This is a genomic window from Kitasatospora sp. NPDC029367 (genome assembly GCF_055569135.1).
The window spans coordinates 14,938-38,646 of record NZ_JBVHYH010000075.1 but is presented as its reverse complement, the minus strand read 5'-3'; the positions used below and the strand labels follow the sequence as shown (position 1 = coordinate 38,646).

Annotated in this window: 21 protein-coding genes and 1 riboswitch; of the genes, 12 read left to right on the top strand and 9 right to left on the bottom strand. The window is 74.2% G+C overall.

Annotation, left to right across the window (positions count from 1 at the left end):
- The first annotated feature begins 87 nt into the window (after window positions 1-87).
- Window positions 88-292, top strand: a riboswitch (cobalamin riboswitch).
- 173 nt (window positions 293-465) lie between these two features.
- Window positions 466-2,781 carry a 5-methyltetrahydropteroyltriglutamate--homocysteine S-methyltransferase gene (gene metE / locus ACZ4W5_RS30855; protein WP_465658243.1) on the top strand — a complete coding sequence of 772 codons (2,316 nt, stop codon included), beginning with the start codon at window positions 466-468 and terminating at the stop codon, window positions 2,779-2,781.
- A gap of 185 nt (window positions 2,782-2,966) precedes the next feature.
- Here metE and ACZ4W5_RS30850 read toward each other — a convergent pair whose 3' ends face one another.
- Entirely contained in the window at window positions 2,967-3,128 is a 162-nt protein-coding gene (locus ACZ4W5_RS30850) for a hypothetical protein (protein WP_360235922.1), read from the bottom strand.
- 68 nt (window positions 3,129-3,196) lie between these two features.
- Entirely contained in the window at window positions 3,197-3,400 is a 204-nt protein-coding gene (locus ACZ4W5_RS30845) for a CsbD family protein (RefSeq protein WP_465658241.1), read from the bottom strand.
- 169 nt (window positions 3,401-3,569) lie between these two features.
- On the opposite strand from ACZ4W5_RS30845, the gene ACZ4W5_RS30840 reads away from it, so the two are divergent.
- Window positions 3,570-4,190: a TMEM175 family protein gene (locus ACZ4W5_RS30840; RefSeq protein WP_360235928.1), complete on the top strand. Its 621-nt coding sequence runs from the start codon at window positions 3,570-3,572 to the stop codon at window positions 4,188-4,190.
- 53 nt (window positions 4,191-4,243) lie between these two features.
- Window positions 4,244-4,603: a nuclear transport factor 2 family protein gene (locus ACZ4W5_RS30835; RefSeq protein WP_360235931.1), complete on the top strand. Its 360-nt coding sequence runs from the start codon at window positions 4,244-4,246 to the stop codon at window positions 4,601-4,603.
- Window positions 4,604-4,698: 95 nt separating this feature from the next.
- On the opposite strand, the gene ACZ4W5_RS30830 is transcribed toward ACZ4W5_RS30835, so the two are convergent.
- Window positions 4,699-5,622: an NADP-dependent oxidoreductase gene (locus ACZ4W5_RS30830; protein ID WP_465658239.1), complete on the bottom strand. Its 924-nt coding sequence runs from the start codon at window positions 5,620-5,622 to the stop codon at window positions 4,699-4,701.
- A 137-nt stretch (window positions 5,623-5,759) separates the two neighbouring features.
- Between ACZ4W5_RS30830 and ACZ4W5_RS30825 the strand changes: the two genes are divergently transcribed.
- The gene (locus tag ACZ4W5_RS30825) at window positions 5,760-6,803 is read left to right on the top strand and encodes a GlxA family transcriptional regulator (protein WP_465658237.1); all 1,044 of its coding nucleotides are present in this window, start codon (window positions 5,760-5,762) and stop codon (window positions 6,801-6,803) included.
- An 88-nt stretch (window positions 6,804-6,891) separates the two neighbouring features.
- On the opposite strand, the gene ACZ4W5_RS30820 is transcribed toward ACZ4W5_RS30825, so the two are convergent.
- The gene (locus ACZ4W5_RS30820; protein ID WP_465658235.1) at window positions 6,892-8,028 is read right to left on the bottom strand and encodes a hypothetical protein; all 1,137 of its coding nucleotides are present in this window, start codon (window positions 8,026-8,028) and stop codon (window positions 6,892-6,894) included.
- 255 nt (window positions 8,029-8,283) lie between these two features.
- Between ACZ4W5_RS30820 and ACZ4W5_RS30815 the strand changes: the two genes are divergently transcribed.
- From ACZ4W5_RS30815 to ACZ4W5_RS30805, 3 genes are all read left to right on the top strand, one after another.
- Window positions 8,284-10,017, top strand: a complete 1,734-nt coding sequence (locus ACZ4W5_RS30815) for a serine hydrolase (RefSeq protein WP_465658233.1) — start codon at window positions 8,284-8,286, stop codon at window positions 10,015-10,017.
- Between the two features lie 201 nt (window positions 10,018-10,218).
- On the top strand, window positions 10,219-12,033 hold the full coding sequence (locus ACZ4W5_RS30810) for an alkaline phosphatase family protein (RefSeq protein WP_465658231.1): 1,815 nt from the start codon (window positions 10,219-10,221) through the stop codon (window positions 12,031-12,033).
- A 157-nt stretch (window positions 12,034-12,190) separates the two neighbouring features.
- On the top strand, window positions 12,191-12,442 hold the full coding sequence (locus tag ACZ4W5_RS30805; RefSeq protein WP_360235946.1) for a hypothetical protein: 252 nt from the start codon (window positions 12,191-12,193) through the stop codon (window positions 12,440-12,442).
- Between the two features lie 19 nt (window positions 12,443-12,461).
- Here ACZ4W5_RS30805 and ACZ4W5_RS30800 read toward each other — a convergent pair whose 3' ends face one another.
- Window positions 12,462-13,028 carry a TetR/AcrR family transcriptional regulator gene (locus ACZ4W5_RS30800; RefSeq protein WP_465658228.1) on the bottom strand — a complete coding sequence of 189 codons (567 nt, stop codon included), beginning with the start codon at window positions 13,026-13,028 and terminating at the stop codon, window positions 12,462-12,464.
- 238 nt (window positions 13,029-13,266) lie between these two features.
- On the opposite strand from ACZ4W5_RS30800, the gene ACZ4W5_RS30795 reads away from it, so the two are divergent.
- Window positions 13,267-14,439 (top strand): MFS transporter, encoded by a 1,173-nt coding sequence (locus tag ACZ4W5_RS30795; protein ID WP_465658258.1) that lies wholly within the window; start codon window positions 13,267-13,269, stop codon window positions 14,437-14,439.
- 83 nt (window positions 14,440-14,522) lie between these two features.
- A complete protein-coding gene (locus ACZ4W5_RS30790) occupies window positions 14,523-14,912 on the top strand; it encodes a nuclear transport factor 2 family protein (protein WP_465658226.1) in 390 nt (129 codons plus the stop codon).
- A gap of 32 nt (window positions 14,913-14,944) precedes the next feature.
- Here ACZ4W5_RS30790 and ACZ4W5_RS30785 read toward each other — a convergent pair whose 3' ends face one another.
- Together ACZ4W5_RS30785 and ACZ4W5_RS30780 are read right to left on the bottom strand one after the other, a co-directional pair.
- Window positions 14,945-15,589 (bottom strand): DUF1963 domain-containing protein, encoded by a 645-nt coding sequence (locus ACZ4W5_RS30785; protein ID WP_465658224.1) that lies wholly within the window; start codon window positions 15,587-15,589, stop codon window positions 14,945-14,947.
- A 188-nt stretch (window positions 15,590-15,777) separates the two neighbouring features.
- Window positions 15,778-16,008 (bottom strand): hypothetical protein, encoded by a 231-nt coding sequence (locus tag ACZ4W5_RS30780; protein WP_360235958.1) that lies wholly within the window; start codon window positions 16,006-16,008, stop codon window positions 15,778-15,780.
- A gap of 389 nt (window positions 16,009-16,397) precedes the next feature.
- On the opposite strand from ACZ4W5_RS30780, the gene ACZ4W5_RS30775 reads away from it, so the two are divergent.
- From ACZ4W5_RS30775 to ACZ4W5_RS30765, 3 genes are all read left to right on the top strand, one after another.
- Window positions 16,398-17,366, top strand: a complete 969-nt coding sequence (locus tag ACZ4W5_RS30775; protein ID WP_465658222.1) for a MerR family transcriptional regulator — start codon at window positions 16,398-16,400, stop codon at window positions 17,364-17,366.
- 55 nt (window positions 17,367-17,421) lie between these two features.
- On the top strand, window positions 17,422-18,915 hold the full coding sequence (locus tag ACZ4W5_RS30770; protein WP_360235964.1) for an SDR family oxidoreductase: 1,494 nt from the start codon (window positions 17,422-17,424) through the stop codon (window positions 18,913-18,915).
- Window positions 18,916-19,049: 134 nt separating this feature from the next.
- Window positions 19,050-20,375 (top strand): cryptochrome/photolyase family protein, encoded by a 1,326-nt coding sequence (locus ACZ4W5_RS30765; RefSeq protein WP_360235967.1) that lies wholly within the window; start codon window positions 19,050-19,052, stop codon window positions 20,373-20,375.
- Between the two features lie 36 nt (window positions 20,376-20,411).
- Here the strand turns inward: ACZ4W5_RS30765 and ACZ4W5_RS30760 are convergent, their stop codons facing one another.
- Together ACZ4W5_RS30760 and ACZ4W5_RS30755 are read right to left on the bottom strand one after the other, a co-directional pair.
- Window positions 20,412-20,849 carry a universal stress protein gene (locus tag ACZ4W5_RS30760; RefSeq protein WP_360235970.1) on the bottom strand — a complete coding sequence of 146 codons (438 nt, stop codon included), beginning with the start codon at window positions 20,847-20,849 and terminating at the stop codon, window positions 20,412-20,414.
- A 368-nt stretch (window positions 20,850-21,217) separates the two neighbouring features.
- Window positions 21,218-23,167: a putative Ig domain-containing protein gene (locus tag ACZ4W5_RS30755; protein ID WP_465658256.1), complete on the bottom strand. Its 1,950-nt coding sequence runs from the start codon at window positions 23,165-23,167 to the stop codon at window positions 21,218-21,220.
- Between the last annotated feature and the right edge of the window lie 542 nt (window positions 23,168-23,709).

Sequence of the window (23,709 nt, the reverse complement as noted above, 5' to 3'; positions counted from 1 at the left end):
GGCGGCCGGCGCGGTCTCACCATGCGGACGATTGCGCGGTTCTCCGGCCGGAAACCGGCGGGCCGGACGTAGGGTGGCAGGTGCAGCTGGTTCGCCCCGTCCGCCAGGCGGGGCGTCGTAAGAGGGAACCCGGTGACGCCTTTCAACAGGCCAGTCCGGGACTGCCCCGCAGCGGTGAGCGGGAACGACCGCCGTCATACGCACTGGGCCCGGGTCGGGTCTGGGAAGCGACGGCCAGTAGGTGCCGGTCCTCGACGAGGACGGGCGGGCCCGCGAGTCCGAAGACCTGCCACTGCCCGGGCGCGACCGTTCGCGCGCGGCCATCCGGTGACCTCGAGGGCGGGTCGGCGACCACACCAGGCGGAGCCGCACATGTGTGCGGGCGGTCGCCCGGTCCGTCGTCCCTTCGCGTCCTCGCCCCCGTCGCCGGGCACTTGAGGAATCAGACTCGCGAAGGAGAGTCCCTTGACCACGAAGTCCGCAGCCGCGGCGACCCTCGCCACCGCCCACGGCTACCCCCGGCAGGGCCGGGGCCGGGAGTTGAAGAAGGCGATCGAGGGCTACTGGAAGGGCGCCGTCACCGCCGAGGCACTGCTGGCCACCGCCGCCGACCTGCGCCGGGGGAACTGGCAGCAGCTCGCCGACTCCGGCATCGAGGAGGTCCCGACCGGCGACTTCTCGCTCTACGACCACGTGCTGGACACCACCGTGGCGGTCGGTGCGATCCCGCCGCGGCACCGGGAGGCGGTCGACGCCGACCCGCTGGACGGCTACTTCGCCATGGCGCGCGGCAACCAGGACGTCGCTCCGCTGGAGATGACCAAGTGGTTCGACACCAACTACCACTACCTCGTCCCGGAGTTGGGGCCGGACACCGCCTTCGCCGCGGACCCGGCCAAGGCCGTCGCCGAGTTCGAGGAGGCCCTCGCGCTCGGCCATGACGCCCGTCCGGTGCTGGTCGGACCGGTCACTTACCTGCTGCTCGCCAAGCCGGCGCCCGGGGTGGCCCCCGACTTCCAGCCGATCACCCTGCTGGACCGGCTGCTGCCCGTCTACGCGGAGCTGCTCGCGGCACTCCGGGCCGCGGGCGCGCAGTGGGTGCAGCTGGACGAGCCCGCGCTCGTCCAGGACCGGACCCCGGCCGAGCTGAACGCCGCCGCCCGGGCCTACCGTGAGCTGGGCGCGCGGACCGAGCGGCCGAAGCTGCTGGTGGCCAGCTACTTCGACCGCCTCGGCGACGCCCTGGCGGTGCTGGCCAAGGCCCCGGTGGAGGGCCTGGCGCTGGACTTCACCGGGCCGGCCGCCGCCAACCTGGAGGACCTCGCCGCCGTCGGCGGGCTGCCCGGCAAGCGCCTGGTCGCCGGGGTGATCGACGGGCGCAACATCTGGATCAACGACCTGGGCGCTTCGCTGGCCACCCTGGCCACCCTGCTCGGGCTCGCCGACCGGGTCGACGTCGCGCCGTCCTGCTCGCTGCTGCACGTGCCGATCGACGCCACCCTCGAACGCGACATCGACCCGCAGATCGCCCGCTGGCTGGCCTTCGCCAAGCAGAAGGCCACCGAGGCCGCCCTGCTGGCCCGCGCCCTGCGCGAGGGCACCGGCGCGATCACCGCCGAACTCGCCGCCAACCGCGCCGACCTGGCCTCCCGCGCCACCTCGCCGATCACCCGGGACCCGGCCGTCCGCGCCCGCACCGCGGCCGTCACCCCGGGCGACACCCGGCGTGCCCAGCCCTACCCCGTACGGGCCGAGGCCCAGCGCGCCCGGCTCGCACTGCCGCTGCTGCCGACCACCACCATCGGCTCCTTCCCGCAGACCACCGAACTGCGCGTCGCCCGCGCCGACCTGACCGCCGGGCGGATCGACGCCGCCGCGTACCGGGAGCGGATGGCGGCGGAGGTCCGCGAGGTCATCGCCTACCAGGAGAAGGCCGGGCTGGACGTCCTGGTGCACGGCGAGCCCGAGCGCAACGACATGGTCCAGTACTTCGCCGAGCAGCTCACCGGCTACCTGGCCACCCGGCACGGCTGGGTGCAGTCCTACGGCACCCGCTACGTCCGGCCGCCGGTGCTGGCCGGGGACATCTCCCGCCCGCACCCGATGACCGTCGACTGGTTCCGCTACGCCCAGGACCTGACCGACCGTCCGGTCAAGGGCATGCTGACCGGCCCGGTCACCATGCTCGCCTGGTCCTTCGTCCGCGACGACCAGCCGCTCGCCGAGACCGCCCGGCAGGTCGCCCTCGCCCTGCGCGACGAGGTCACCGACCTGGAGGCCGCCGGTGCCGCCGTCGTCCAGGTCGACGAACCGGCCCTGCGCGAGACCCTGCCGCTGCGCGCCGCCGGCCGCCCGGCCTATCTGGGCTGGGCCACCGAGGCCTTCCGGCTGGCCACCTCGGGCGTGCGCGCCGACACCCAGGTGCACACCCATATGTGCTACGCCGAGTTCGGCGCGATCATGACCGCGATCGACGACCTCGACGCCGACGTCATCTCCCTGGAGGCCGCCCGCTCGCACATGGAGGTCGCCGGAGAGCTGGCCGCCGCCGGGTACCCGCGCGAGGTCGGCCCGGGCGTCTGGGACATCCACTCCCCGCGCGTGCCGAGCACCGAGGAGGCCGTCGAGCTGCTCCGGGCCGGTCTCGCGGCGATCCCCGCCGAGCGGCTCTGGGTCAACCCCGACTGCGGCCTCAAGACCCGCGGCTGGCCCGAGACCCGCGCCTCGCTGGAGAGCCTGGTCGGCGCCGCCCGCCGCCTGCGGGCCGAACTCACGGGCTGAGCACGAGAGTTCGGGGGCGGGCCCGGCGCACGACTGCCGGGCCCGCCCCCGCGCGGGGGCGGTGTCGCGCCTGGGGTCGGTGATTCAGGGGCAGGACTTCCGGCGGGGGCGGCGGCGGGGGGCCGGGGCCGACCGGTCGACCCCGGCCCCGGTCCCGGCTCCGGCCTCGCCCCGGTTGGTCCGTGCTACCTCCCGGCCCGGCGGCTGCCGAGTCGCAGGCCGCCGAACACCAGGCCGCCCACGAAGAGGACGATCCCGATCAGGAGCAGCCACAGCAGCCCCTTCACCAGGACACCCACGAAGCCGAACACCACCGCGATGAGCAGGATGAACAGGAGCAGTGCCATGTCGTTCCCCTTCCCCTTCGTCTCTTCGTGTCCGCCGTCGGGCTCGTGCCCGGCATCGGGTGCCGCCGTCAGCGGTCGCGCCTGAGGGCGCCCTCGACCCGGTCGGCGGCGCCGCGCGCGGCGTCCTTGACGTCGTCCGCGGCCTGCTTGACCTTCGACTCGACCTGATCGGCCTGACCCTCGCCCTTGAGCTTCTGGTCGCCGGTCGCGTCCCCGGCCTTCTCCTTGACCTTCCCGGCCAGTTCCTGCGCCTTGTTCGACAGGCTGCCCATGCGGTCCTCCTGTGGTCCGTCGTCCGTCGTCCGTCGTCCGTCGGTGGCGTGGTGCCACCGCCTGTTCGTCTGCGTTTGCCCCGTAATCGCCCTTCCATGCACCGGGGCGGATCGGTCTCCTGGCGCGTTGTGCGGCGGGGTGCGGCCGCCCGGCTGAGATGCTCTGCCGGTGGAGACCAGGGACACGGGCCGGATCGAGGCGTTCAGCGACGGGGTGTTCGCGATCGCGATCACCCTGCTGGTGCTGGAGATCAAGATCCCGCAGGCGCACGGGGCGGCGGAGCTGTGGCGGGCGCTCGGGGCGCAGTGGCCGTCGTACTTCGCGTACGTGGTGAGCTTCCTGGTGATCGGCGTGGTCTGGGTGAACCACCACACCCTGTTCGCCCACCTCGCGCGGGTCGACCGGACGCTGATGTTCCTCAACCTGCTGCTGCTCATGCTGATCTCGGTGCTGCCGTTCCCGACCGCCGTGGTCGCGCAGAACCTGCGCAACGGCTCGGCGGCGAACGTCGCGGCGGCCGTGTACGGCGCGGTGATGGTCGGCCAGTCGGCGCTGTTCTCCGCCTTCTGGAACCACGTCACGCGCACCGGCCGGTGCTTCGACGAGCGGGTGGACGTGCCGGCCGCCCGGGCGGCCCGGTGGCGGTTCGAACTGGGGCTGGTGGTCTACCCGCTCACCGTCGCGCTGGCCTTCCTCTCCGCCCCGGCGGCCCTCGCCGTCCACGGACTGCTGGCCGTCTACTACGGGTTCAACCAGGTACGGGTGCCGCTGCTGGCGCGGGAGGCGTGACCGGATCCCGGAACGGCGGGCGGGGGAGGGCCGGTTGTCGTAGCCTCCGGGCCATGGACCACGACTTCGCCACCCGCTTCGCCCAGGACTGGGCCGCCGCCTGGAACTCCCACGACCTGGAGCGCATCCTCGCCCACTTCACCGAGGACGTCGTCTTCGCCTCGCCCCGGATCGTCGAGCTGATCGGCGACCCGTCCGGCGAGGTGCGCGGCAAGGAGGCCCTGCGCGTCTACTGGTCGAAGGGCCTCCAGCACCTGCCCGACCTGCACTTCACCGTCGAGGACGTCCGGGCCTCCGTGGACACCCTCGTCATCAACTACCGCAACGAGCGCGGCCGGGCCGTCGCGGAGGTGCTCACCTTCCGCGACGGCCTGGTCTGCCAGGGCCTCGGCGCGTACGGGCCGGAGGCGTAGCGCTCGACCGGCCTGCCTGGCGCCGAAACCGGCCTGCCTGGCGCCGAGACCGGCCTGGAGGCCGTCCGCCACGAAGCCGCCGAGGCCGAGGGCCGTCAGACGACGGTCAGGACGATCTTGCCGGTGGTGCGGCCCTGCTCGCCGAGCTCATGGGCCTTCGCCGCCTGGTCGAGCGGGAGGACGGCCTCGACCACGGGCCGCAGCGCGCCCCGCTCGGCCAGGGCGGTGAGCTCGCGCAGGCCCAGGTGGTCGGGCTCGACCAGGACCCAGCTCGCACTGATGCCGTCCCGCGCCGCCGGGACGTCGCCCGGGCCGGGCAGGGTGATCAGCCGGCCGCCGGGACGCAGCACCTGCAGGGAGCGCTCGGCGGTCTCGCCGCCGAGCCCGTCGAGCACCACGTCCACCTCGGACACGGCCTCCTCGAAGCGGACCGCGCGGTAGTCGACCACCTCGTCCGCACCCAGCTCGCGCAGCAGGTCGTGCTTGCCCGCACTGGCCGTGCCGATGACGTACGCGCCGCGCGCCTTCGCGATCTGGACCGCCAGGTGGCCGACGCCACCGGCCGCCGCGTGCACCAGCACCCGCTCGCCGGGGCGCACGTCGGCGGCGTCGACCAGGGCCTGCCAGGCGGTCAGCCCGGCCAGCGGCAGCGCCGCCGCCTCCACGTGCGTCAGACCGGCCGGCTTCGGAGCGAGGTGCCGGGCCGGGGCGACGACGTACTCGGCGTACCCGCCCGCCTGGCGCGGGAACAGCGGCATCCCGTAGACCTCGTCGCCGGGGCGGTGGTTGCTCACCCCGGGGCCGACGGCCTCCACCGTGCCGGAGACGTCCCAGCCGACCACCGGCACCTCGCCCCACTCGATGAGCGCCCCGCTCGCCCTGGTCTTCCAGTCCACCGGGTTCACCCCGGCCGCGTGCACCTTCACCAGGACCTCGTTCATCCCGGGCTCGGGCCGCGCCAGCTCCCGCTCCACCAGCTGCTCCGGGCCGCCCCACTGCTCCACCACGACTGCACGCATGTCCGTACGCCTTGCTCTCGTCGGATCCGGTCGATCCGTTCCACCGCCGGGTCTGCCCGGCGCAACGAGGTCAACCATTCCGTGTCCGGAGCCGGCGCGGGGTTGGCCGTCCGGCCACTATGTGACAGGATCTGGCCATGGCAACGATCCGGCCGGAGGCACCACGGAACTGCTCGAACCCGGCGCCGATGGCGCCCGATCCGCACCGGGTCGCGGTGCTGGCCCTGCCCGGGGTCCCGCCGTTCGAGCTGGGCATCCCGTCCCGGGTGTTCGGCAGTGCGGAGGACGCCGAGGGCCGCCGGCTCTACGAGGTCACGGTCTGCACCGCCGACGGGGCCGCCGTCCTCAGCGACGCGGGTTTCACCGTGCAGCCGGCCGCCGGCCCCGAAGCCCTGGCCGCGGCGGACACCGTGGTCATCCCGCCCACCCATGCCATGCCCGAGCTGGCCGGCGGCGGCCCGCTGCCGCCCGAGGTCACCGCGGCCGTCGCCCGCATCCGCCCCGGCACCCGGTTGGTGTCGATCTGCTCGGGCTCCTACGTGCTCGCCGCGGCCGGACTGCTCGACGGCCGGCCGGCCACCACCCACTGGAACCTCGCCCCCGAGTTCCGCCGGGCCTACCCCGCGGTCAAGGTCGACGAGGAGGTGCTCTTCGTCGACGACGGCGACGTGCTCACCTCCGCCGGGGTGGCCGCGGGCGTCGACCTCTGCCTGCACCTGATCCGCCGCGACCACGGCGCGGCCACCGCCAACCGGGTCGCCCGGATGTGCGTCGTGCCGCCGTGGCGGGACGGCGGGCAGGCCCAGTACATCGACCGTCCCGTCCCCGACCCCACCATCGCGGGCACCACCGCCACCCGGGCCTGGGCGCTCGCCCACCTCCACGAACCGCTGCCCCTCACCAGGCTCGCCGAGCACGCCCGGATGAGCCTGCGCTCCTTCACCCGGCGCTTCCGCGACGAGGTCGGCATGACCCCGGTCCAGTGGCTCACCGCCCAGCGGCTCGAACTGGCCAAACAGCTCCTGGAGACCACGGACCTGTCCATCGACCTGGTCGCCCACCGGGCGGGCTTCGGCACCGCGAACTCCCTGCGCGCCCACATGCGGGCGGCCTTCGGCATCTCACCCGCCTCCTACCGCCGCACCTTCGGCACGGACGACCGGGTGGCCGCGCTCAGGTGACCGCCCCGGGCCGGCCCCATCCGGCCGGGGGGCGGACGGGGCGGACGAGGGCGGTCCGGGGTGGGTGGGAGGCCGAACTACGGCCGGATCAGGCCGATTTGGTGATGGTGTAGACGACGTAGACGCCGCACTGGGCGCCGGAGCCCTGCCTGCTGACGACCCAGCCGGCCGGGATCGTGGACGGCCCGCAGACCTGCATGCTGGTCTGGTCGGTGACCTTGACGATGGTGTACGTCCCGTAGGTGCCGCAGAGCGAGGAGTTGCTCTGGATCGCGGTGATCACCCAGCCCGCCGGGACGGCGGACTGCGCGCAGTCCTGGAGGGTGGTCTGGGTGGTGACCTTCAACAGGGAGTACAGCGGGTAGTTGCCGCAGCCGGCGCCGTTCTGCATCGCGGTGATCACCCACCCGGTGGGAACGGGCGAGTTGCCGCAGGCCTGGATGCTGCTCTGGTTCGACAACTGGACGATGGTGTACGTCCCGTAGGTGCCGCAGGCCGCGGAGTTGGTCTGGATGGCCGTGATCACCCAGCCGCTGGGGAGGGCGGACTGTCCGCAGTCCTGGAGGGTGGTCTGGGTGGTGACCTTCAACAGGGAGTACAGCGGGTAGCTGCCGCACCCGGCGCCGTTCTGGGTCGCGGTGATCACCCACCCGCTGGGAACGGGCCAGTTGCCGCAGGCCTGGACGCTGGTCCGGTCGCCCAGCGGGACGAGGGTGTACGTGCTGTAGGTGCCGCAGGCCGGGGAGACGGTCTGGATGGCGGTGATCACCCAGCCCGGCGGGATCGGGGACTGCCCGCAGTCCTGGAGGACGGTCTGGGTGGTGACCTTGAGCAGCGAGTACAGCGGGTAGCTCCCGCAGGTGCCGGCGCCGCTCTGCATCGCGGTGATCACCCAGCCGCTGGGCACCGGGCCGTTCGAGCAGGCCTGGACGGAGGTCAGGGCCGAGGCGTCGGCGATGGTGAACAACCCGTAGCCGCTGCACCCGGACCACTGCTCACTGACGATCACCCAGCCGGTGGGCACCGGGGTGTAGCCGCAGATCGTCGTCGTGCCGTCGGCCTGCGGTGCGGCCTGGACGGCCTGGGCGGGCCGGGCGGGCTGGGTCAGCTGGGCGGGTTGGGCCGCCTGCGCGGCCGGGGCGCCCGCGAGGGTCAGGGCGCCCAGTAACAGTGCCGCCGCCGTGAGCCAGCGGGACAGGGACCGTCTCGGTCCGAACAGTCGCATCAGTCGTCCTCCTGATCGTTCGGGACAGTTGGCGCCTGAGAGCTTGGCAGGCCCGGGCACGCGTGACCAGACCCCCGGCGGCCCGGAGCCCCCCCCCGCGCTGCGCCACGGCCTGCCGCCGGACGGGTGGATTGCGTGGGGGACAGCGCGCGGCGGCGGCCGGGGGCGCGTGCGGCCGTCCACACTCCCGCCGTACGGCGGACGGCGGCACCGACGGGCCTGGTGCCGCGCCGCCCGGACGAGGGAGGACCCCCGATGGACCGTCACGGCGCAGCCCACCGCGCAGCCCACCGCGCAGCCGGCCGCACCGCCGGCCGCACCGCCGGCCGTACCGCCGGCCGTACCGCCCACGGCTCCGGCCGGGCGGTGGGCGGACCGGCGCTGGCGGCCCTGCTGCTGAGCGGCCCGCTGCTCGCCGGGTGCACCTCGGCGGCCGCCACCGACCCGGAGGCCGCGCCCACGCCGTCCGCCTCCTCCGCCTCGTCCCCCTCCTCCGCCCCGGCCACCGCGCCGCCCGCCCAGCCGGCGCCGCAGCTGACGGACCAGCAGGTGAACGCCGCCGTCGGCCGGATCGACGGCTACGTACAGGACGCCATGGCGAAGACCGGCGTCCCCGGGGTGGCGATCGCCGTGGTGTACCAGGACAAGGTGATCCACGCGAAGGGCTTCGGCGTCCGGCAGCTCGGCAAGCCCGACCCGGTGGACCCGGACACCGTGTTCCAGCTGGCCTCGGTCTCCAAGCCGATCTCCTCGACGGTGGTCGCCGGGGCGGTCGGCCAGAAGGTCGCCACCTGGGACGACCCGGTCACCGCCCACGACCCGGGCTTCGCGCTGGCCGACCCGTACGTGACGGAGCACGTGACGATCGCCGACCTGTTCTCGCACCGCAGCGGCCTGCCGGACCACGCCGGTGACCTGCTGCAGGACCTCGGCTACCAGCGCGACTACATCGTCCAGCACCTGCGCGACCAGCCGCTCAGCCCGTTCCGGGCGAGCTACGCCTACACCAACTACGGCCTGACCGAGGCGGCGGTGGCCGTCGCCAAGGCCAAGGGGGTGGCCTGGGAGGACCTCGCGGCGGACGTCCTCTACAAGCCGCTGGGGATGAACTCCACCAGCTCGCGGCGCTCCGACTACGACGCCGCGGGCAACAAGGCGGCGCCGCACGTGAAGACGGACGGCGGCTGGCAGGTCAGCACCACCGAGGACGCCGACTCGCAGTCCCCGGCCGGCGGGGTGAGTTCCACCGTGCAGGACCTCGCCCGGTGGATGCGGTTGCAGCTCGCCGACGGCAAGTTCGAGGGCCGGGCGGTGATCGACCCGGCCGCCCTGAACGAGACCCGCACCCCGCACTACGTCAACAGCCCGCCGAGGGCGCCGGCCGCCCCCGCGGGCTTCTACGGCCTCGGCTGGAACGTGAACACCGACGCCGACGGACGGCTGCGGCTGAACCACTCCGGCGGCTTCGAGCTGGGCGCGGCGACCACGGTGACCCTGCTGCCCTCCGAACAGCTGGGGATCGTGGTGCTGACCAACGGCCAGCCGACCGGCGTGCCGGAGGCGATCGCCGAGGAGTTCTTCGACCTGGCCCAGAACGGTCACGAGACGGTCGACTGGCTGTCCTTCCTCGGCAAGGTGGTGCCCGCCGCCGCGGCGAGCCCCGTCTCGAAGACCGACTACACCAAGCCCCCGGCCGGCGCCGCCCCGGCCAAGCCGAACTCCGCCTACGTCGGGACGTACGGCAGCGGCTACTACGGGCCGCTGGCCGTCAGCGAGCAGGACGGCGGGCTGGTGATGACGGTGGGGCCCGCCGGGCTGCGGTACCCGCTGACGCACTTCGACGGCGACGTGTTCAGCTTCGCCAGCAAGGGGGAGAACGCGGTCGGCCTGTCCGGGGTGACCTTCACGGTCGGCGGCGACGGGCGGGCCGCCAAGCTGGTGGTCGAGCAGCTGGACGTGGACGGCCTCGGGACCTTCACGCGTTCGTGAAGCCTGTTCCTGAGGCCCGTTCCTGCCTGACGCCCCGTGCGCGGGGCCCGCTGCGCGAAGTTGTCTGACCAAGTTCGGCCCGTGTTCGCCCGCGCGCCCTTCCCCGGGCGGCGCGGAACCGGTACTTCTGTGTCCCGCCCGTGGTGCACCGCCACCGGCACCCACCCTCACGCAACCAACGGAACGGGACGAGGTACCCCCATGCGACTGCGCTGGAGCCCCTTCGGCGGACTGCTCGCCACCCTCCCGCTCGTCGGCGCGCTGGTCGTCGGCGCCCCCGCCGACGCCCGGGCCGCGAGCGGCAGCGGCAACCTGATCGTCAACGGCGACGCCGAGGCCGGCGGCTACTGCACCAACGACTGGAGCGCCGCCACCACCGTCCCGGGCTGGACCGTCCAGGCCGGCGGCATCGACGTGATGTGCTCCACGGTCGGCTCCTTCGGCCTGCCGAACGACGGGCAGACCGCCGGCAAGGCCTTCTTCGCACCGGGCAACTTCGGGGACGGCTCGATGAGCCAGACCGTCGACGTCTCCTCGGCGGCCGGCGCGATCGACGGCGGCGGCGTGCACTACAACCTGGCGGGCTGGCTGGGCGGTTGGACCACGTACGGCGGCTACGCCGCGGTCAGCCTGCACTTCCAGGACGCCGGCGGCAACCCGCTCGGCGCCACCGCCAAGCTGCCGACCGTCTCGGCGACCGATCGCGGCCTGGGTACCAAGTTCCTCGCCCGCAGCGCCACCGGCGCCGTCCCCGCCGGGACCCGCTCGATCCAGGTCGAGGTTCAGTTCCTCTCCACCACGAACGAGACCGGCTACCTGGACAACCTCTCGCTCACCCTCGACACCCCGGTCGCCGCGCCCGCGCCGATCGCCCCGCCGGTCTCCAAGGTCCCGGGCTACGACCACGTGTTCACCGTCATGATGGAGAACACCGACTACACCCAGATCATGAACGACCCGGCGGACACCCCGTTCATCCACAGCCTGATGTCCCAGGGCGCCACCCTCACCGACTCGCACGGCGTCTACCACCCCAGCGACGAGAACTACCTGGCGATCGCAGGCGGCGACACCTACACCAAGGGCGCCACCTACTGGCCCAACATCAACTCCCCGCAGCGCAACCTCGGCGACACCATCGAGGACGCCGGCAAGACCTGGAAGGCCTACGAGCAGGGCATGGGCACGCCCTGCAACACCACCAAGACCTACGACAGCTACTACATGCCCGACGACGCGCCGTTCATCAACTACACCGACATCAGCGGCAATCCGGCCCGCTGCGCGGCCCACCTGTTCGACACCTCGCAGCTGACCACCGACCTCAAGTCGGCGGCCACCACGCCGAACTTCTCCTGGATCGCCGCCGACGACTACTACGACGGCGAGGCCTCCGGCAACGGCAGCGCCACCAGCCTCAAGGCCCAGGACGGCTGGCTGCAGCAGACCCTCGCCCCGGTGCTGTCCTCCCCGGCCTGGACCCAGCAGCGCTCGCTGCTCGTGCTGACCTGGGACGAGAGCCAGAACGAGGGCTACGACCACGTGGCCACCGTCGTCGTCGGCTCGCAGGGCACCGTCCCGGCCGGCACCAGCAGCCCGCTGCACTACGACCACTACGGCATCGGCCGGACCTTCGAGTCGGCCCTCGGGCTGCCCGGCCTGACCGCCAACGACACCTACGCGACGCCGCTGAACGCCGCGTTCGCGCCGTCCACCGCGACCGGCCCGACCCTGACCGGCGACCTCAACGCGGTCGCCGCCGGCGGCAACCTCACCCTGCGCTACGCCCTGCCGACCGCCGCCCAGGCCGGGGCCAAGAACTGGATCGGCTTCTACCCGGCGGGCGTCACCCCGGGCTCGCGCTCCTCGCTCACCTGGTCCTACGCCCCGAACCAGAGCGGCGCCCTCACCTTCGCCAGCGGCAAGCTCGGCGGCGCGGGCCGGTACGACGCGTACCTCCTGGCCAACGACGGCTACTCGGTGCTGGCCGGTCCGTTCACCGTCACCGTCGGCTGACGGCGGGCCGGAGGCCGAAGGGGCCCGCCCGGGGAAGCCCGGGCGGGCCCCTTCCTGTCCTTCTCCGAGCTGGACCTGACGGGCAACTTGCCCGAATCGCTGCGGAGTTCGGTGATTGGTTGAGACCATTCCAGTGAAGTCGAGACCGGGAGTGGCCATGTCCGTGCCGGCCGCCGGGCTGTCCGTGCGTGCCCGCATCCTGCTGGGCGTCACCGCCGGGCTGCTTCTCGCGGTGGCCGGCATCGGCTTCCACCGTGCGGTCGGAGCACACGACTCCGACCGCCTCAGGGGGTGCGGGCAGACCGCTCCAGCGCCCCGCGCCCCGCACCGCTGCGGCGCCCCGCCGTCCTCGGTCCGGACCTCGGCGGCCACCCCGCCGTCCGGCGCGAAGGTCACCCGGCGGGCGTAGAGCCGACGGTGGGACGGGGTTAGGGCGTGTCGGCCGGTGCGGCGGTGGTGGGGAGGGCCCGGACGGCCTGGGCGATGTCGGTGCGGAGCTCGTCCAGGCTGTGGTCGGGGCCGAAGATCATGCGGCGGAGCTGGGGCATGGCCAGGCTCCAGCCGACCAGGCCGAGGGCGAAGAACAGGCGGGTACGGGGGTCGCCGGTGCCCTGGGCGGCCTGGAGCTTGTCCTGGTAGTGGCGGGTGCGGGCCGCCTCGCCGGGGACGGGCCCGTCGCCGAGTTCGAGGGCCTCCCACATGAGCAGCCGCAGTGCCTCGGGGTGGGCGCGGTGGTAGTCGAAGAGGCGCCCGGCGTAGGCGGGCAGGTCGTCGTCGCCGGGCGGGACGGCCTCGGCGAGGTCGGCCATCAGGCGTTCGAGGACGGCGGCGAAGAGCTTGTCCTTGTCGCCGAAGTAGTCGTAGATCGCCCGCTTGTTGGCCCGGGCCTGGGCGGCGATGCGGTCCACCCGGGCGCCGGCGACGCCGTGGGCGGCGAATTCGGCGGCCGCCGCCGTGAGGATCCGCTCTTTGGTTGCCGTCGAGTCGTAGGCCATGGAGCGATGGTAACGAACCGGTTCGTTTGACGTTCCCGCGACGGTCTGCGACGCTCTCCTCGAGCGTCCGAACCAACTAGTTCGTTCGAATGGAGTGGTGATGCCCAGGATCGATCCGCCCGCGCCCGCCTCACCAGTGCCCGCCTCGCCCGCGCCAGTTCCGTTGCCGTCCGTTCCGCCTCCGCCAGCGCCGGCTCCGTCGCCGCCCGCCGAGCCGGGCCGGCGGCTGCCGCTGGTGATGGCGCTGGCCTGCGGCGTCAGCGTGGCGAACGTCTACTTCCCCCAGGCCCTCACCCCGCTCGTCGCCGACGGGTTCGGCATCGCGCCGGGCACGGCGGCGGGCGTGGCCACCGTCACCCAACTCGGCTACGCCGCCGGGATCTTCCTGCTCGTCCCGCTCGGCGACCGGCTGCCCCGCCGCCCCTTGATCAGCGTGCTGCTGGCCGTGACGGGCTGCGCCCTGCTGGCCGCCGGGCTCGCCCCGGCCGCCGGCCTGCTAGTCGCCGCCGGTGCCGTGGTCGGCCTGGCCACGGTCGTCCCGCAACTGCTGCTGCCCCTGGCGGCGGGCCTGGTCGCACCCGAGCGGCGCGGCGCCGTGATCGGCACCCTCCAGGGCGGCCTGATCGGCGGGATCCTGCTGGCCCGCACCTTCGGCGGCGTGCTCGGCGACCACCTCGGCTGGCGCGCTCCCTACCTCGTCGCCGCCGGACTCACCGGCCTGCTCGCGCTGGTCCTCGCCCTCGCCCTGCCCAGCACCGCGCCGGCCACCCGCGAGCGGTACCCCGCCCTGCTCGCCGACACCGTACGGATGCTCCGCACCGAGCCCGGCCTGCGCCGCTCCGCGGTCTACCAGGCCACCCTCTTCGCCGGGTTCAGCGCCGCCTGGACGGCGCTCGCCCTGCTGCTCACCGGGCCGCCCTACCGGATGGGCGCCCAGGCGGTCGGCGTGCTGGCCCTGATCGGCGCGGCCAGCATGTTCTGCGCCCCGGCCGCCGGCCGCTGGGTCGACCGGCACGGCCCGGACCGGGTGAACGGCTGGTGCATCGCGGCCACCCTCACCGCGGCCGCCGTGCTCACCGTGGGCGCGGCGGGCGGAGCGACCGGCCTGGCCGGGCTCGTCGTCGGGCTCCTGCTGCTGGACGTGGCGGTGCAGTGCAGCCAGGTCGCCAACCAGGCCCGGATCTTCGCCATGAACCCGGCGGCCCGCAGCCGATTGAACACCGCCTACATGACCTGCTCGTTCCTCGGTGGCAGCGCCGGATCGTGGCTGGGCATCCGGGTCCACGCCCGTTACGGCTGGCCGGGGGTGTGCGCCCTCATCGCCCTCGCCGCGGCCGTCGCGCTCGCCGCCCGACTGCGCGGACCCGGCCGTACGGACACGCCGTCAGCGCCCCCGGCCGCGGCCGGGTGAACGGGCCGTCGCGCCTTGGCCAGGGCGCCGCCGCCGCTTCCACGCCCTCGACCTTCCCGCTCCAGCCTCCGAAGGGACCTGCCATGACATTCCCCGCCATGCCCGCCGCCGTCCTCCAGTTCTTCCGCGCCTCCCAGGACGGCGACGCCGACACCTGGGCGGCGGCCTTCGCCGAGGACGGCGTCTTCCACGACCCCGTCGGCACCCCGCCGATCACCGGACGCGCCGCGATCCACGAGTTCATCGCGTCCGTGCTGCCCAACTTCCGGCCCTTCCTCGGCCTCACGCCCCTGGAGGCCCACACCGTCGGCCAGCACGTCGCCGTCTCCTGGCGCGGCGCCGCCGTCGCACTGGACGGCAAGCCGGTCAACTGGTCCGGCATCAACATCTACGAACTGGACGACACCGGCCTCATCCGGGAGGCCAGGGCGTACTTCAACAGCGCGGTCTTCCAAGCCCAGTTGACGAACTGAACCTGGGGCACCGATCCGTCAAGGCCGGTGGCTCAGCACTGCCAGAGCAGGACCGCCCGGGCGCAGGGCCCGCAGGTGAAGGCGTAGGCGCAGCCGCCACCACCGAAGTTCATGGCGGTGGCGCGGTCGGGCCCCTCCTCCAGCTGGACGGCCAGCCCCATGGGGTGGTCGCACCCGGGGCAGGAGGGCGTCTCGTCGCCCTGGATCCAGGCCGGGCTTCCGCCGAGCTGGCCGAGGACGGCAGACGGCGGGCGCCCGCTCCTGGCCGTCCAGGCCTCGCGGGCCGCGTCGTAGTCGGGGCCGTCCTCGTGTGCGATGGCCACCGCTCCGACGGCGTCGAGCACGAGCACCGCCTGGTCGTCGCTGTCGTCGTCGGCGAGCTCGGGCCGGGGGAGCGGCCGCAGGCCCGTGGCAGGGAACAGCAGGGCGCGGTTCCCGCCGGCGGTGGGGTCCCAGTCGTCGCACATCCCTGGGTCGTTCTGGCACGCGAACAGCGCGAGCAGCCCGGTGACGTCGCCGGTGCCGTTGTCGGGATCGTTCAGGAGGACCTGGGCGAGGAACTGCATCGGCCCGTCGCACGAGGCACAGGTGGGCCACTCGATTCCCGGCGGGGCCAGGGGCACTCCGCCGGTACGGGTCACCAGGGCGTCCGCCGTGGTCGGTCCTGCGTCGATCATCAGAATTGGCACCTTGGGACCCTACGTCAGGCCGCCGTGGGGTGGGCGAGCCGCCACAGCTGTGCTGCGGCGGCTCGCTGCTCGGGGAGAGCCGGCGGTCGAGCCGGGTCACGGCTTCGCTCGCTGTCAGTGCCCTCGTGGTTCCGCTTCGTGCAGCACTTCTCGGCGACTTCCGGTTGCCGGGCGGCTCAGGGCTTCGGGTAGAGGCTGGCCTGTTTGAGCGCCCGGTGGGCGATGTGCCGCTGTTCGTCGGGAACGGACTCCCAGAAGGGATGCGCCGAGATGCGCTCCTGGAGCTCCAGTTGTGCGTGGCGAGGCTCGGCCGACTCCATCGCGTCTGCCCACATCGCCCGCCTGGCAGCGTTGTACTCCCGTCGGAGCCGAATGAGGTCGTCGGGGAAGGACCACTCGTTGGACATGCCGTCAGCCTACGGATAAACACCACTGACGATCTACCTCCACCAGGCGCTGCCCAGGTAGCACAGGGCTGACCGACCACGGGTCGCTCCGGAGCTCGGCGGAACCCTCGCCGGGCCTGCCGGCACGGCTGGAAAACGGTGCGAAAACGGTGCGACTACCAGTGCAGCGGGTGAGTGCGCGACGGTCGGAACGTGCAGGCAATCACCGACCGGCCGTCCTCCGCGCGGCCCACCGGACCCGCCGGACCCGCCGGACCCGCCCTACCCGACCGGACCGCCGACGGGCGGGCCCGGCTGCGCGAGGAGCTCGGCGCCGCCGCCGGGCCCCCGCCCCGGCCACGCGCGCGTCGGTCGACCGGGCCCCGGCGCCCCGTCGTAGGCTCGCGGCCGTGACCGCCCCGACCGCACCAGCCCCGGCCGGACTGACCACCGGAGCCCTCGCCCGCCGGCTCGGCGTCTCGCCCACCACCATCCGGTCCTGGGAACGCCGCTACGGCATCGGCCCGGCCCACCGTGCTCCCGGGCGGCACCGCCGCTGGGAGCCGGAGGACGTGGCCGTCCTGGAGGAGATGTGCCGGCTCACCGCCCGGGGCGTCAACCCCGCCGAGGCCGCCCGGACGGCCCTGGCGGCCGGGGCCGCCTCCCGCTCCGAGTCCGGACCCGGGACCGGGCAGCCGGCGGTCCGCACCGGTACGGCCTCCGGCGGCAACACCCTGCCGGTGGGCACCGTGCGCCCCGAGTGCCGGGGCCTGGCCCGGGCCGCCGTTCGGCTGGACGCCCCCGAGGTGGCCCGCATCCTGCGCCGCAGCGTCGACGAGCTGGGCGCAGTCGTCGCCTGGACGGAGGTGATGACCCCGGCGCTGCGGGCGGCCGGGCGCAAGTGGGTCGCCGAGGGCGAGCGCTACGTCGAGGTGGAGCACCTGCTGTCCTGGCACGTGGCGGCCGCGCTGCGCCGGGTCGCCGACCGGACCGAGCCGCTGCCCGGCCCGGCCGCGCTGCTCGCCGGGATGCCGTCCGAACTGCACGCCCTCCCGCTGGAGGCGCTCGCCGCAGCGCTGGCCGAACGCGGCCTGCCGTTCCGGATGTTCGGGCCCGCCCTGCCGCCCGAGGCGCTGCTCGAAGCGGTGCGCCGGACCGGACCGCCCGCCGTGCTGCTCTGGTCGCAGGTCACCCGCACCGCCGACCGGGCCCTGGTCGAACGGGTGGTCCGTACGGCCTGGGGCCCGCATGGCGCGCGCACCCAGCCGGTGGTGCTGGTCGCCGGACCGGGCTGGGCCGGCCCCCGCCGCCCGCCGGGCACCCTGCGGCCGCGCGACCTCGCCACCGCCCTCGACCACCTGGCGGGGCTGCTCCGCTGACCGGAGTCCGGCACCCATTCCTCAGGAACACCACGCCGTACGGAAGGAGCAGACCATGGACGAGCCGACCCCGACCGGCAAGCACTGCCTGGTCACCGGCGCCACCGGCTACATCGGCGGCCGCCTGGTCCCCGAACTGCTCGCCGCCGGGCACCGCGTCCGCTGCCTGGCCCGCGACCCGGGCCGGCTGCGCGACCAGCCGTGGCGTGCCGAGGTGGAGACGGCCGCGGGTGACGTCACCCGGCCGGAGACGCTGGACGGCGCCTTCGACGGCATCGAGGTCGCCTACTACCTGGTCCACTCGCTCGGCACCGGGCCGGACTTCGAGTCCACCGACCGCCGCGCCGCCCGGGCCTTCGCCCGCTCGGCCGCCCGCGCCGGGGTCGGCAGGATCGTCTACCTCAGCGGGCTGGTGCCCGCCGGGGTGCCGGAGGCCGAGCTGTCCCCGCACCTGCGCTCGCGCGCCGAGGTCGGCCGGGTGCTGCGGGAGGCCGGGGTGCCCACCGCCGAACTGCGGGCCGCCGTCATCATCGGCTCCGGCTCGGCCTCCTTCGAGATGCTCCGCTACCTGACCGAGCGCCTGCCCGCCATGGTCACCCCGCGCTGGGTCGACACCCGGATCCAGCCCATCGCCGTCCGTGACGTGCTCCATTACCTGGTCGGCGCCGCCGCGCTGCCGCCCGAGGCCGACCGGGTCTTCGACATTGGCGGACCGGACGTGCTGACCTACCGGCTGATGATGCAGCGCTACGCCCGCGCGGCCGGCCTGCCGCCCCGGCTGATCCTTCCGGTGCCGGTGCTCACCCCGGCGCTGTCCAGCCACTGGGTCGGCCTGGTCACCCCCGTGCCCGGCCCGCTCGCCCGCCCGCTGGTGGAGTCGCTGCGGCACGAAGTCGTCTGCCACGAGCACGACATCGCCCGTTGGATCCCCGACCCGCCGCAGGGGCTGACCGGCTTCGACCGTGCCCTCGAACTCGCCCTGCGCCGCATCCGCGAGGCCCGGGTCACCACCCGGTGGTCCTCCGCCTCGCTGCCCGGCGCCCCCAGCGACCCGCTGCCCACCGACCCCGACTGGGCCGGCGGCAGCCTCTACCAGGACCTGCGGGAACGGCGGGTGGACGCCGACCCGGCAGCCGTGTGGCGGGTCGTCGAGGGCGTCGGCGGCGAGAACGGCTGGTACTCCCTCCCGTTCGCCTGGGCGCTGCGCGGCACCCTCGACCGGCTGGCCGGCGGGGTCGGGCTGCGGCGCGGCCGACGCGACCCGGACCACCTGCGGGTCGGCGACGCCCTCGACTTCTGGCGGGTCGAGGAGATCGAACCCGGCCGCCTGCTGCGACTGCGGGCCGAGATGCGACTGCCAGGCCTGGCCTGGCTCGAACTGCGGGTCTCCCCGGACGGGGACGGCGGCACCCGCTACCGCCAGCGCGCCCTGTTCCACCCGCACGGACTGGCCGGCCACGCCTACTGGTGGTCGGTGGCGCCGTTCCACTCCCTGGTGTTCTCGGCCATGGCGCGCAACATCACCGAACGGGCCCGGCATGCCGCCTGACCGGCCGGCCGACGGCCGCCGCGCCGCAACCCCACGCCTAGAACCCCCACGCCCAGAACTCCCACCCTCAGAACCCCCACGCCCAGAACTCCCACCCTCAGAACCCCGACCGCACCCGTCCCGAGGTCCCGCCGATGACCGTCTCGATCGCCCTGTTCACCCAGGACCTGCGCCTGCACGACAACCCCGTGCTGCACGCCGCCCGAGCCGCAGCCGAGCAGGTGGTGCCGCTGTTCGTCCTCGACCCGGCCGTCGAGGCGGCCGGCTTCGCCGCCCCCAACCGGATGGCCTTCCTGGCCGACTGCCTCGCCGACCTGGACTCCTCGCTGCGCCGCGCCGGCTCCCGGCTGATCGTCCGCCGGGGCCCGACCGCCGAGCAGACGGCCAGGCTCGCTGCCGAGACCGGGGCCGGGACGGTGCACGTCGCCGCCGGGGCCAGCGGCTACGCCCGGCGGCGCGAGGCCGCGCTGCTCGCCCTGTTCGGCGAGCGACTGCACGTCCACGACGCCTCGATCACGGTCGTGCCGCCCGGGCGGATCGCCCCGGCCGGCCGCGACCACTACGCCGTCTTCACCCCGTACCACCGCGCCTGGCAGCAGGCCCCGCACCGCAGCGTGCTGGGCGCGCCCCGGGTGATCCGCACGCCGGACGGCATCGGCAGCGAGAACCTCGTGGTCAGCGGCCCGTTCTCACCCTCGCTCCCGCGCGGCGGCGAGACCGCGGCCCGGGAACGGTGGCGGCGCTGGGACGTCGACGCCTACGCCGACGTCCACGACGACCTGGCGGCCGACGACACCTCCCGGCTCTCCCCGTACCTGCACTTCGGCTGCCTCTCGGCCACCGAGCTGACCGCCCGCGCCCTCCAGCGGGGCGGTCCCGGGGCGGAGGCCTTCGTCCGGCAGCTGGCCTGGCGCGACTTCCACCACCAGGTGCTCGCCGCCCGCCCGGACGCCGCGCACCGCGACTACCGCACCCGGGACGACCGCTGGCACCGCGACGAGCGCGAGACCGAGGCCTGGCGGGAGGGCCGCACCGGCTACCCGATCGTCGACGCCGGGATGCGCCAGCTCGCCGAGGAGGGCTGGATGCACAACCGGGCCCGGCTGCTGACGGCGAGCTTCCTCGCCAAGTCCCTCTACCTGGACTGGCGGATCGGCGCCGCCCACTTCCTCTCCCTGCTGGTCGACGGCGATGTCGCGAACAACCAGCTCAACTGGCAGTGGGTGGCCGGCACCGGCACCGACACCCGGCCCAACCGGGTGCTCAACCCGCTGCGCCAGGCCGACCGCTACGACCCCGACGGGGTCTACGTACGGCGCTGGGTACCGGAGTTGGCGCACCTGCCCGGACCGGCCGTGCACCGCCCCTGGCTGCTCGCCCCCGAGTACCCGGACCCGATCATCGCCCCCGACACCCTGGCGGCCCGGATGCGCCGGGCCCGGGACCTGGACGCCCGGTAGGGCGCGCCGGAGGACGTGCCGGAGGACGCGCCGGGGTCACTGTGCGCGGACGATGACCACCGGGCAGGTCGCGTGCTGGGCGCAGTGGGCGCTCACCGAACCGAGCAGCGCCCGGGTGAAGCTCCCGCGTCCGCGGCTGCCCACCACCAGCAGTTCGGCGCCCTTCGCCGCGTCGAGCAGGACGTCGGAGGCGTCGCCCAGGACCATGGTCCGGCGCACCGTGACCGGGCACTCCGCGCCGAGCACCGCGTCCAGCTCCTCCGAGAACTTCCGCTCGGCCAGCTCGTGGTCGAAGGTGGTGTCGACCACCGGCGCCGACCAGCCGATGTGGCTCGGCGGCTCCCAGGCGCCCACGGCGTCCACCACCGCACCGGTCAGCCCGGCCTGCCGGACCGCCCAGCGCAGCGCGGCGTGCGACGGCGGGGAACCGTCGACGCCGACCACGAGGCGGGGAGGGGAGTCGTTCGGGTCCATCGGTACCGTCCTGGGGGGTCGTCGCCGTCACTCCTCCCACCACGGTGCGCACCGCCCGCCGGCACCGCCAGTACGGCCCGGCACCCGGGTGACACGGGGGCCGGGCGGGCCGGGCGGCCCTGGACGGGCAGGGCGCGCGGTAGACGTCGGCCGGGTGGCCGCCCGGCAGGACGGCGGGGGCCGGGCCGCCGAGGCGGAGTGGAAGCACGGAGCCCGCCGGGCCGGGGTGCAGCCAGGGGCGGGCCTGAACAGGTCGGGCCTGAACAGGCCGGGCCTGAACTGGTCGGGCCCGGACAAGGCCGTGTGGGCCGCAACGAGCTTGCGGCCCACACGGGTTGGAGCGGTCAGGCAGTCGCTCAGGCAGTCGGTCAGGAAGCGTTGACGGCGGCGTCGTCGATGACGAAGCTGGTCTGCAGGGAGGAGTCCTCGGTGCCGGTGAACTTGAGGGTCACGCTCTGGCCCGCGAAGCTCGACAGGTCGAAGGTCCGCTGCACGTAGCCGGTGCCGGCGTCGACGTTGGAGTAGGTGTGCAGGGTGGTGGAGTTGGCCTGGACGGCGAGCTTGTCGTAGGCCGTGCTGCCGGTCTCGGCGGTGTCGATGTGCAGCCAGAAGCTGAGCGTCGCCTTGCAGCCGGCCGGGATGGTGACGGTCTGGCTCAGGGTGTCGGTGTGGGTGGTGCCGTAGCCGTCGAGCCAGGCCTTCCAGGAGCCGGAGTGGCTCGGCTCGCTGCTGGAGTTGTCGATCACGCCGCTGGACGCGGTCCACGGGGAGGCGGCGCCGGTCTCGAAGCCGGGGTTGCCGAGCAGCTGGCCGCCGCCGGTGCAGGTGCCGCCGCCGGAGCCGGCGATGGTCCAGGTGAAGGAGGCGGAGCCGGTGGCGCCGGTGGTGTCCTTGGCGGTGACCGTGACGTTGTTGCTGCCCGCGGTGGTCGGGGTGCCGGAGATCAGGCCGGACGAGGAGTTGATCGACAGTCCGGCCGGCAGGCCGGCGGCCGAGTAGCTCAGGGTCTGGCCGGAGGCCGAGTCACTGGCGTGGATCTGCAGGCTGGCGGCGGTGCCGACGGTGCCGCTCTGGTTGCCGGGGCCGGTGACCGTGACGGTGTTGCCGCCGGTGCTGCCGCCGGCCGTGAAGGCGGCCAGGCCGTTGGGGGTGCCGAGCCCGGTCGGGCCGTCGTAGCCGGCGCCGGCGGTGCACAGGTAGCTCGGCGAGCAGCTGCCGTTGGCGCCGCTGGTCACGTCGTTCAGCGAACCGGCGTGCTGGTAGGGGTACTTGGCCGGGACGTCGCCCGCGCCCGGGGTTCCCGCGTCGGCGTAGACGGCGGCGATGATCGGCGCGGAGGCGCTGGTGCCGCCGTACACGGCCCAGCCGCTGCCGCCGTAGGTCTGGTAGACGGCGACGCCGGTGGCCGGGTCGGCGACGGCGGAGACGTCCGAGATGGTGCGCTTGGCGCAGCCGCTGTCGGTCTGCCAGCTGGGCTTGGGGTCGTAGGCGGAGCAGCCGGAGCCGGCGCCGTTGCCGCCGGAGGTGGAGCCCCAGACGGACTCGCTCCAGCCGCGGGCGTTGGAGGCGCGGGTCAGCGAGGTGCCGCCGACGGAGGTGACGTACTGGGAGCCGGCCGGGTACTGGGCGCCGTAGCCGGAGTCGCCGGAGGAGGCGGTGATGGCCACGCCGGGGTGGTTGAAGTACTGGTTGTCCGAGCTGGTGTCGCTGGAGTCCTCGGAGCCGCCGTAGCTGTTGGAGACGAACTTGGCGCCCTGGGCGACGGCCTGGTTGACCGAGGCGCCGAGGTCGGCCATGGTCGCCGAGTTGGCCTCGACCAGCAGGATGTGGGCGTTCGGCGCGACCGCGGAGACCATGTCGAGGTCGAGGGAGATCTCGCCCGCCCAGCCGGTGTCGGAGGTCGGGTAGCTGGTGCCGCCGTTCTGGTCGATCTTCTTGAAGCAGCCGTTGGCGGTGGTGCACGCAGGCAGCCCGTACTGCGTGCGGTAGGTCGCCAGGTCGGACTCGGCGTTGGGGTCGTCCTGCGCGTCGATGATGGCGACGGTCTGCCCGGCGCCCCCGTTGGCCGGCAGTGCGTAGGCGCTCTGCAGGTCGCCGGGGCCGAGGCCGGACGGCGTCGCGTTCGGCGAGACCGCGTTCAGGGCGAAGGCGTGCGGCTGGACGACGTCGGTGCGCACCAACGCGTCACAGGCCATCTGGTGCGGGCCGGTCGGCTTGGCGCACACGTGCTTGACGCCGCTGCCGGAGGTGCCGGTGGTGCCGGACCAGGCGGTGGAGGCGTCGGCCGGGGCGGCCAGCGCGAGGCCGGCGGCGACCACGGCGCCGACCGCGAAGGTCGCGGTGCCGGCCCGGAGCCGGCCCTGCCGCAGTGGGGAACGGAGGAAGTTGCGCAACGGAGCCCTCCCAGGTGGGGGGTCGGACCCCGGGGGCGCCGACCAGGCCGTTGTGAGGCGGCCGGCCGGCGAGCGGGCCCGGGGTGTGAGGGGGAGACGCGCACGAGCAGACGGCAGCCCTGGAGGGTCGGCGGGGCACGGCACGTCGGCCCGTGGGGGACGGGGAGCGCCGCCGGACGATGGTTGATCGGGGCATGCCAAGGGAGTGGTGCTGAGCCTGCACGGCGTCAGCGGTAGGAAGGTAGCCAAGCCCGGTGGCGGCGAACAAGGCCGAAGTCCACCCCATGACCGAGGCTTGACCGGGCGGGATCCCGCCACTGGCGCCGTTGCGCCGTCACCGCCGCTGAGCGGCGGTTCACCTCGCACACGGAACGGCCGAGGCCGGGCCGGGCCTCGCGCCGTACGGCCGTGTCGGCGTGGCAGCGGCCGGGACGGCTTCGGTTCGTCAACACCCCACCGGGCGTGGT

Excerpts from the sequence above, each read along its gene's own strand:
- ACZ4W5_RS30810 (WP_465658231.1), top strand. The coding sequence starts at position 10,219 with ATGCGACTGCGCTGGAGCCCCTTCGGCGGACTGCTCGCCACCCTCCCG.
- ACZ4W5_RS30785 (WP_465658224.1), bottom strand. The coding sequence starts at position 15,589 with ATGATCGACGCAGGACCGACCACGGCGGACGCCCTGGTGACCCGTACC.
- ACZ4W5_RS30815 (WP_465658233.1), top strand. The coding sequence starts at position 8,284 with ATGGACCGTCACGGCGCAGCCCACCGCGCAGCCCACCGCGCAGCCGGC.
- ACZ4W5_RS30820 (WP_465658235.1), bottom strand. The coding sequence starts at position 8,028 with ATGCGACTGTTCGGACCGAGACGGTCCCTGTCCCGCTGGCTCACGGCG.
- ACZ4W5_RS30770 (WP_360235964.1), top strand. The coding sequence starts at position 17,422 with ATGGACGAGCCGACCCCGACCGGCAAGCACTGCCTGGTCACCGGCGCC.
- ACZ4W5_RS30790 (WP_465658226.1), top strand. The coding sequence starts at position 14,523 with ATGACATTCCCCGCCATGCCCGCCGCCGTCCTCCAGTTCTTCCGCGCC.
- ACZ4W5_RS30760 (WP_360235970.1), bottom strand. The coding sequence starts at position 20,849 with ATGGACCCGAACGACTCCCCTCCCCGCCTCGTGGTCGGCGTCGACGGT.
- ACZ4W5_RS30830 (WP_465658239.1), bottom strand. The coding sequence starts at position 5,622 with ATGCGTGCAGTCGTGGTGGAGCAGTGGGGCGGCCCGGAGCAGCTGGTG.
- ACZ4W5_RS30835 (WP_360235931.1), top strand. The coding sequence starts at position 4,244 with ATGGACCACGACTTCGCCACCCGCTTCGCCCAGGACTGGGCCGCCGCC.
- ACZ4W5_RS30795 (WP_465658258.1), top strand. The coding sequence starts at position 13,267 with ATGGCGCTGGCCTGCGGCGTCAGCGTGGCGAACGTCTACTTCCCCCAG.
- ACZ4W5_RS30800 (WP_465658228.1), bottom strand. The coding sequence starts at position 13,028 with ATGGCCTACGACTCGACGGCAACCAAAGAGCGGATCCTCACGGCGGCG.
- ACZ4W5_RS30825 (WP_465658237.1), top strand. The coding sequence starts at position 5,760 with ATGGCAACGATCCGGCCGGAGGCACCACGGAACTGCTCGAACCCGGCG.
- ACZ4W5_RS30850 (WP_360235922.1), bottom strand. The coding sequence starts at position 3,128 with ATGGCACTGCTCCTGTTCATCCTGCTCATCGCGGTGGTGTTCGGCTTC.
- ACZ4W5_RS30845 (WP_465658241.1), bottom strand. The coding sequence starts at position 3,400 with ATGGGCAGCCTGTCGAACAAGGCGCAGGAACTGGCCGGGAAGGTCAAG.
- ACZ4W5_RS30780 (WP_360235958.1), bottom strand. The coding sequence starts at position 16,008 with ATGTCCAACGAGTGGTCCTTCCCCGACGACCTCATTCGGCTCCGACGG.
- ACZ4W5_RS30765 (WP_360235967.1), top strand. The coding sequence starts at position 19,050 with ATGACCGTCTCGATCGCCCTGTTCACCCAGGACCTGCGCCTGCACGAC.
- ACZ4W5_RS30805 (WP_360235946.1), top strand. The coding sequence starts at position 12,191 with ATGTCCGTGCCGGCCGCCGGGCTGTCCGTGCGTGCCCGCATCCTGCTG.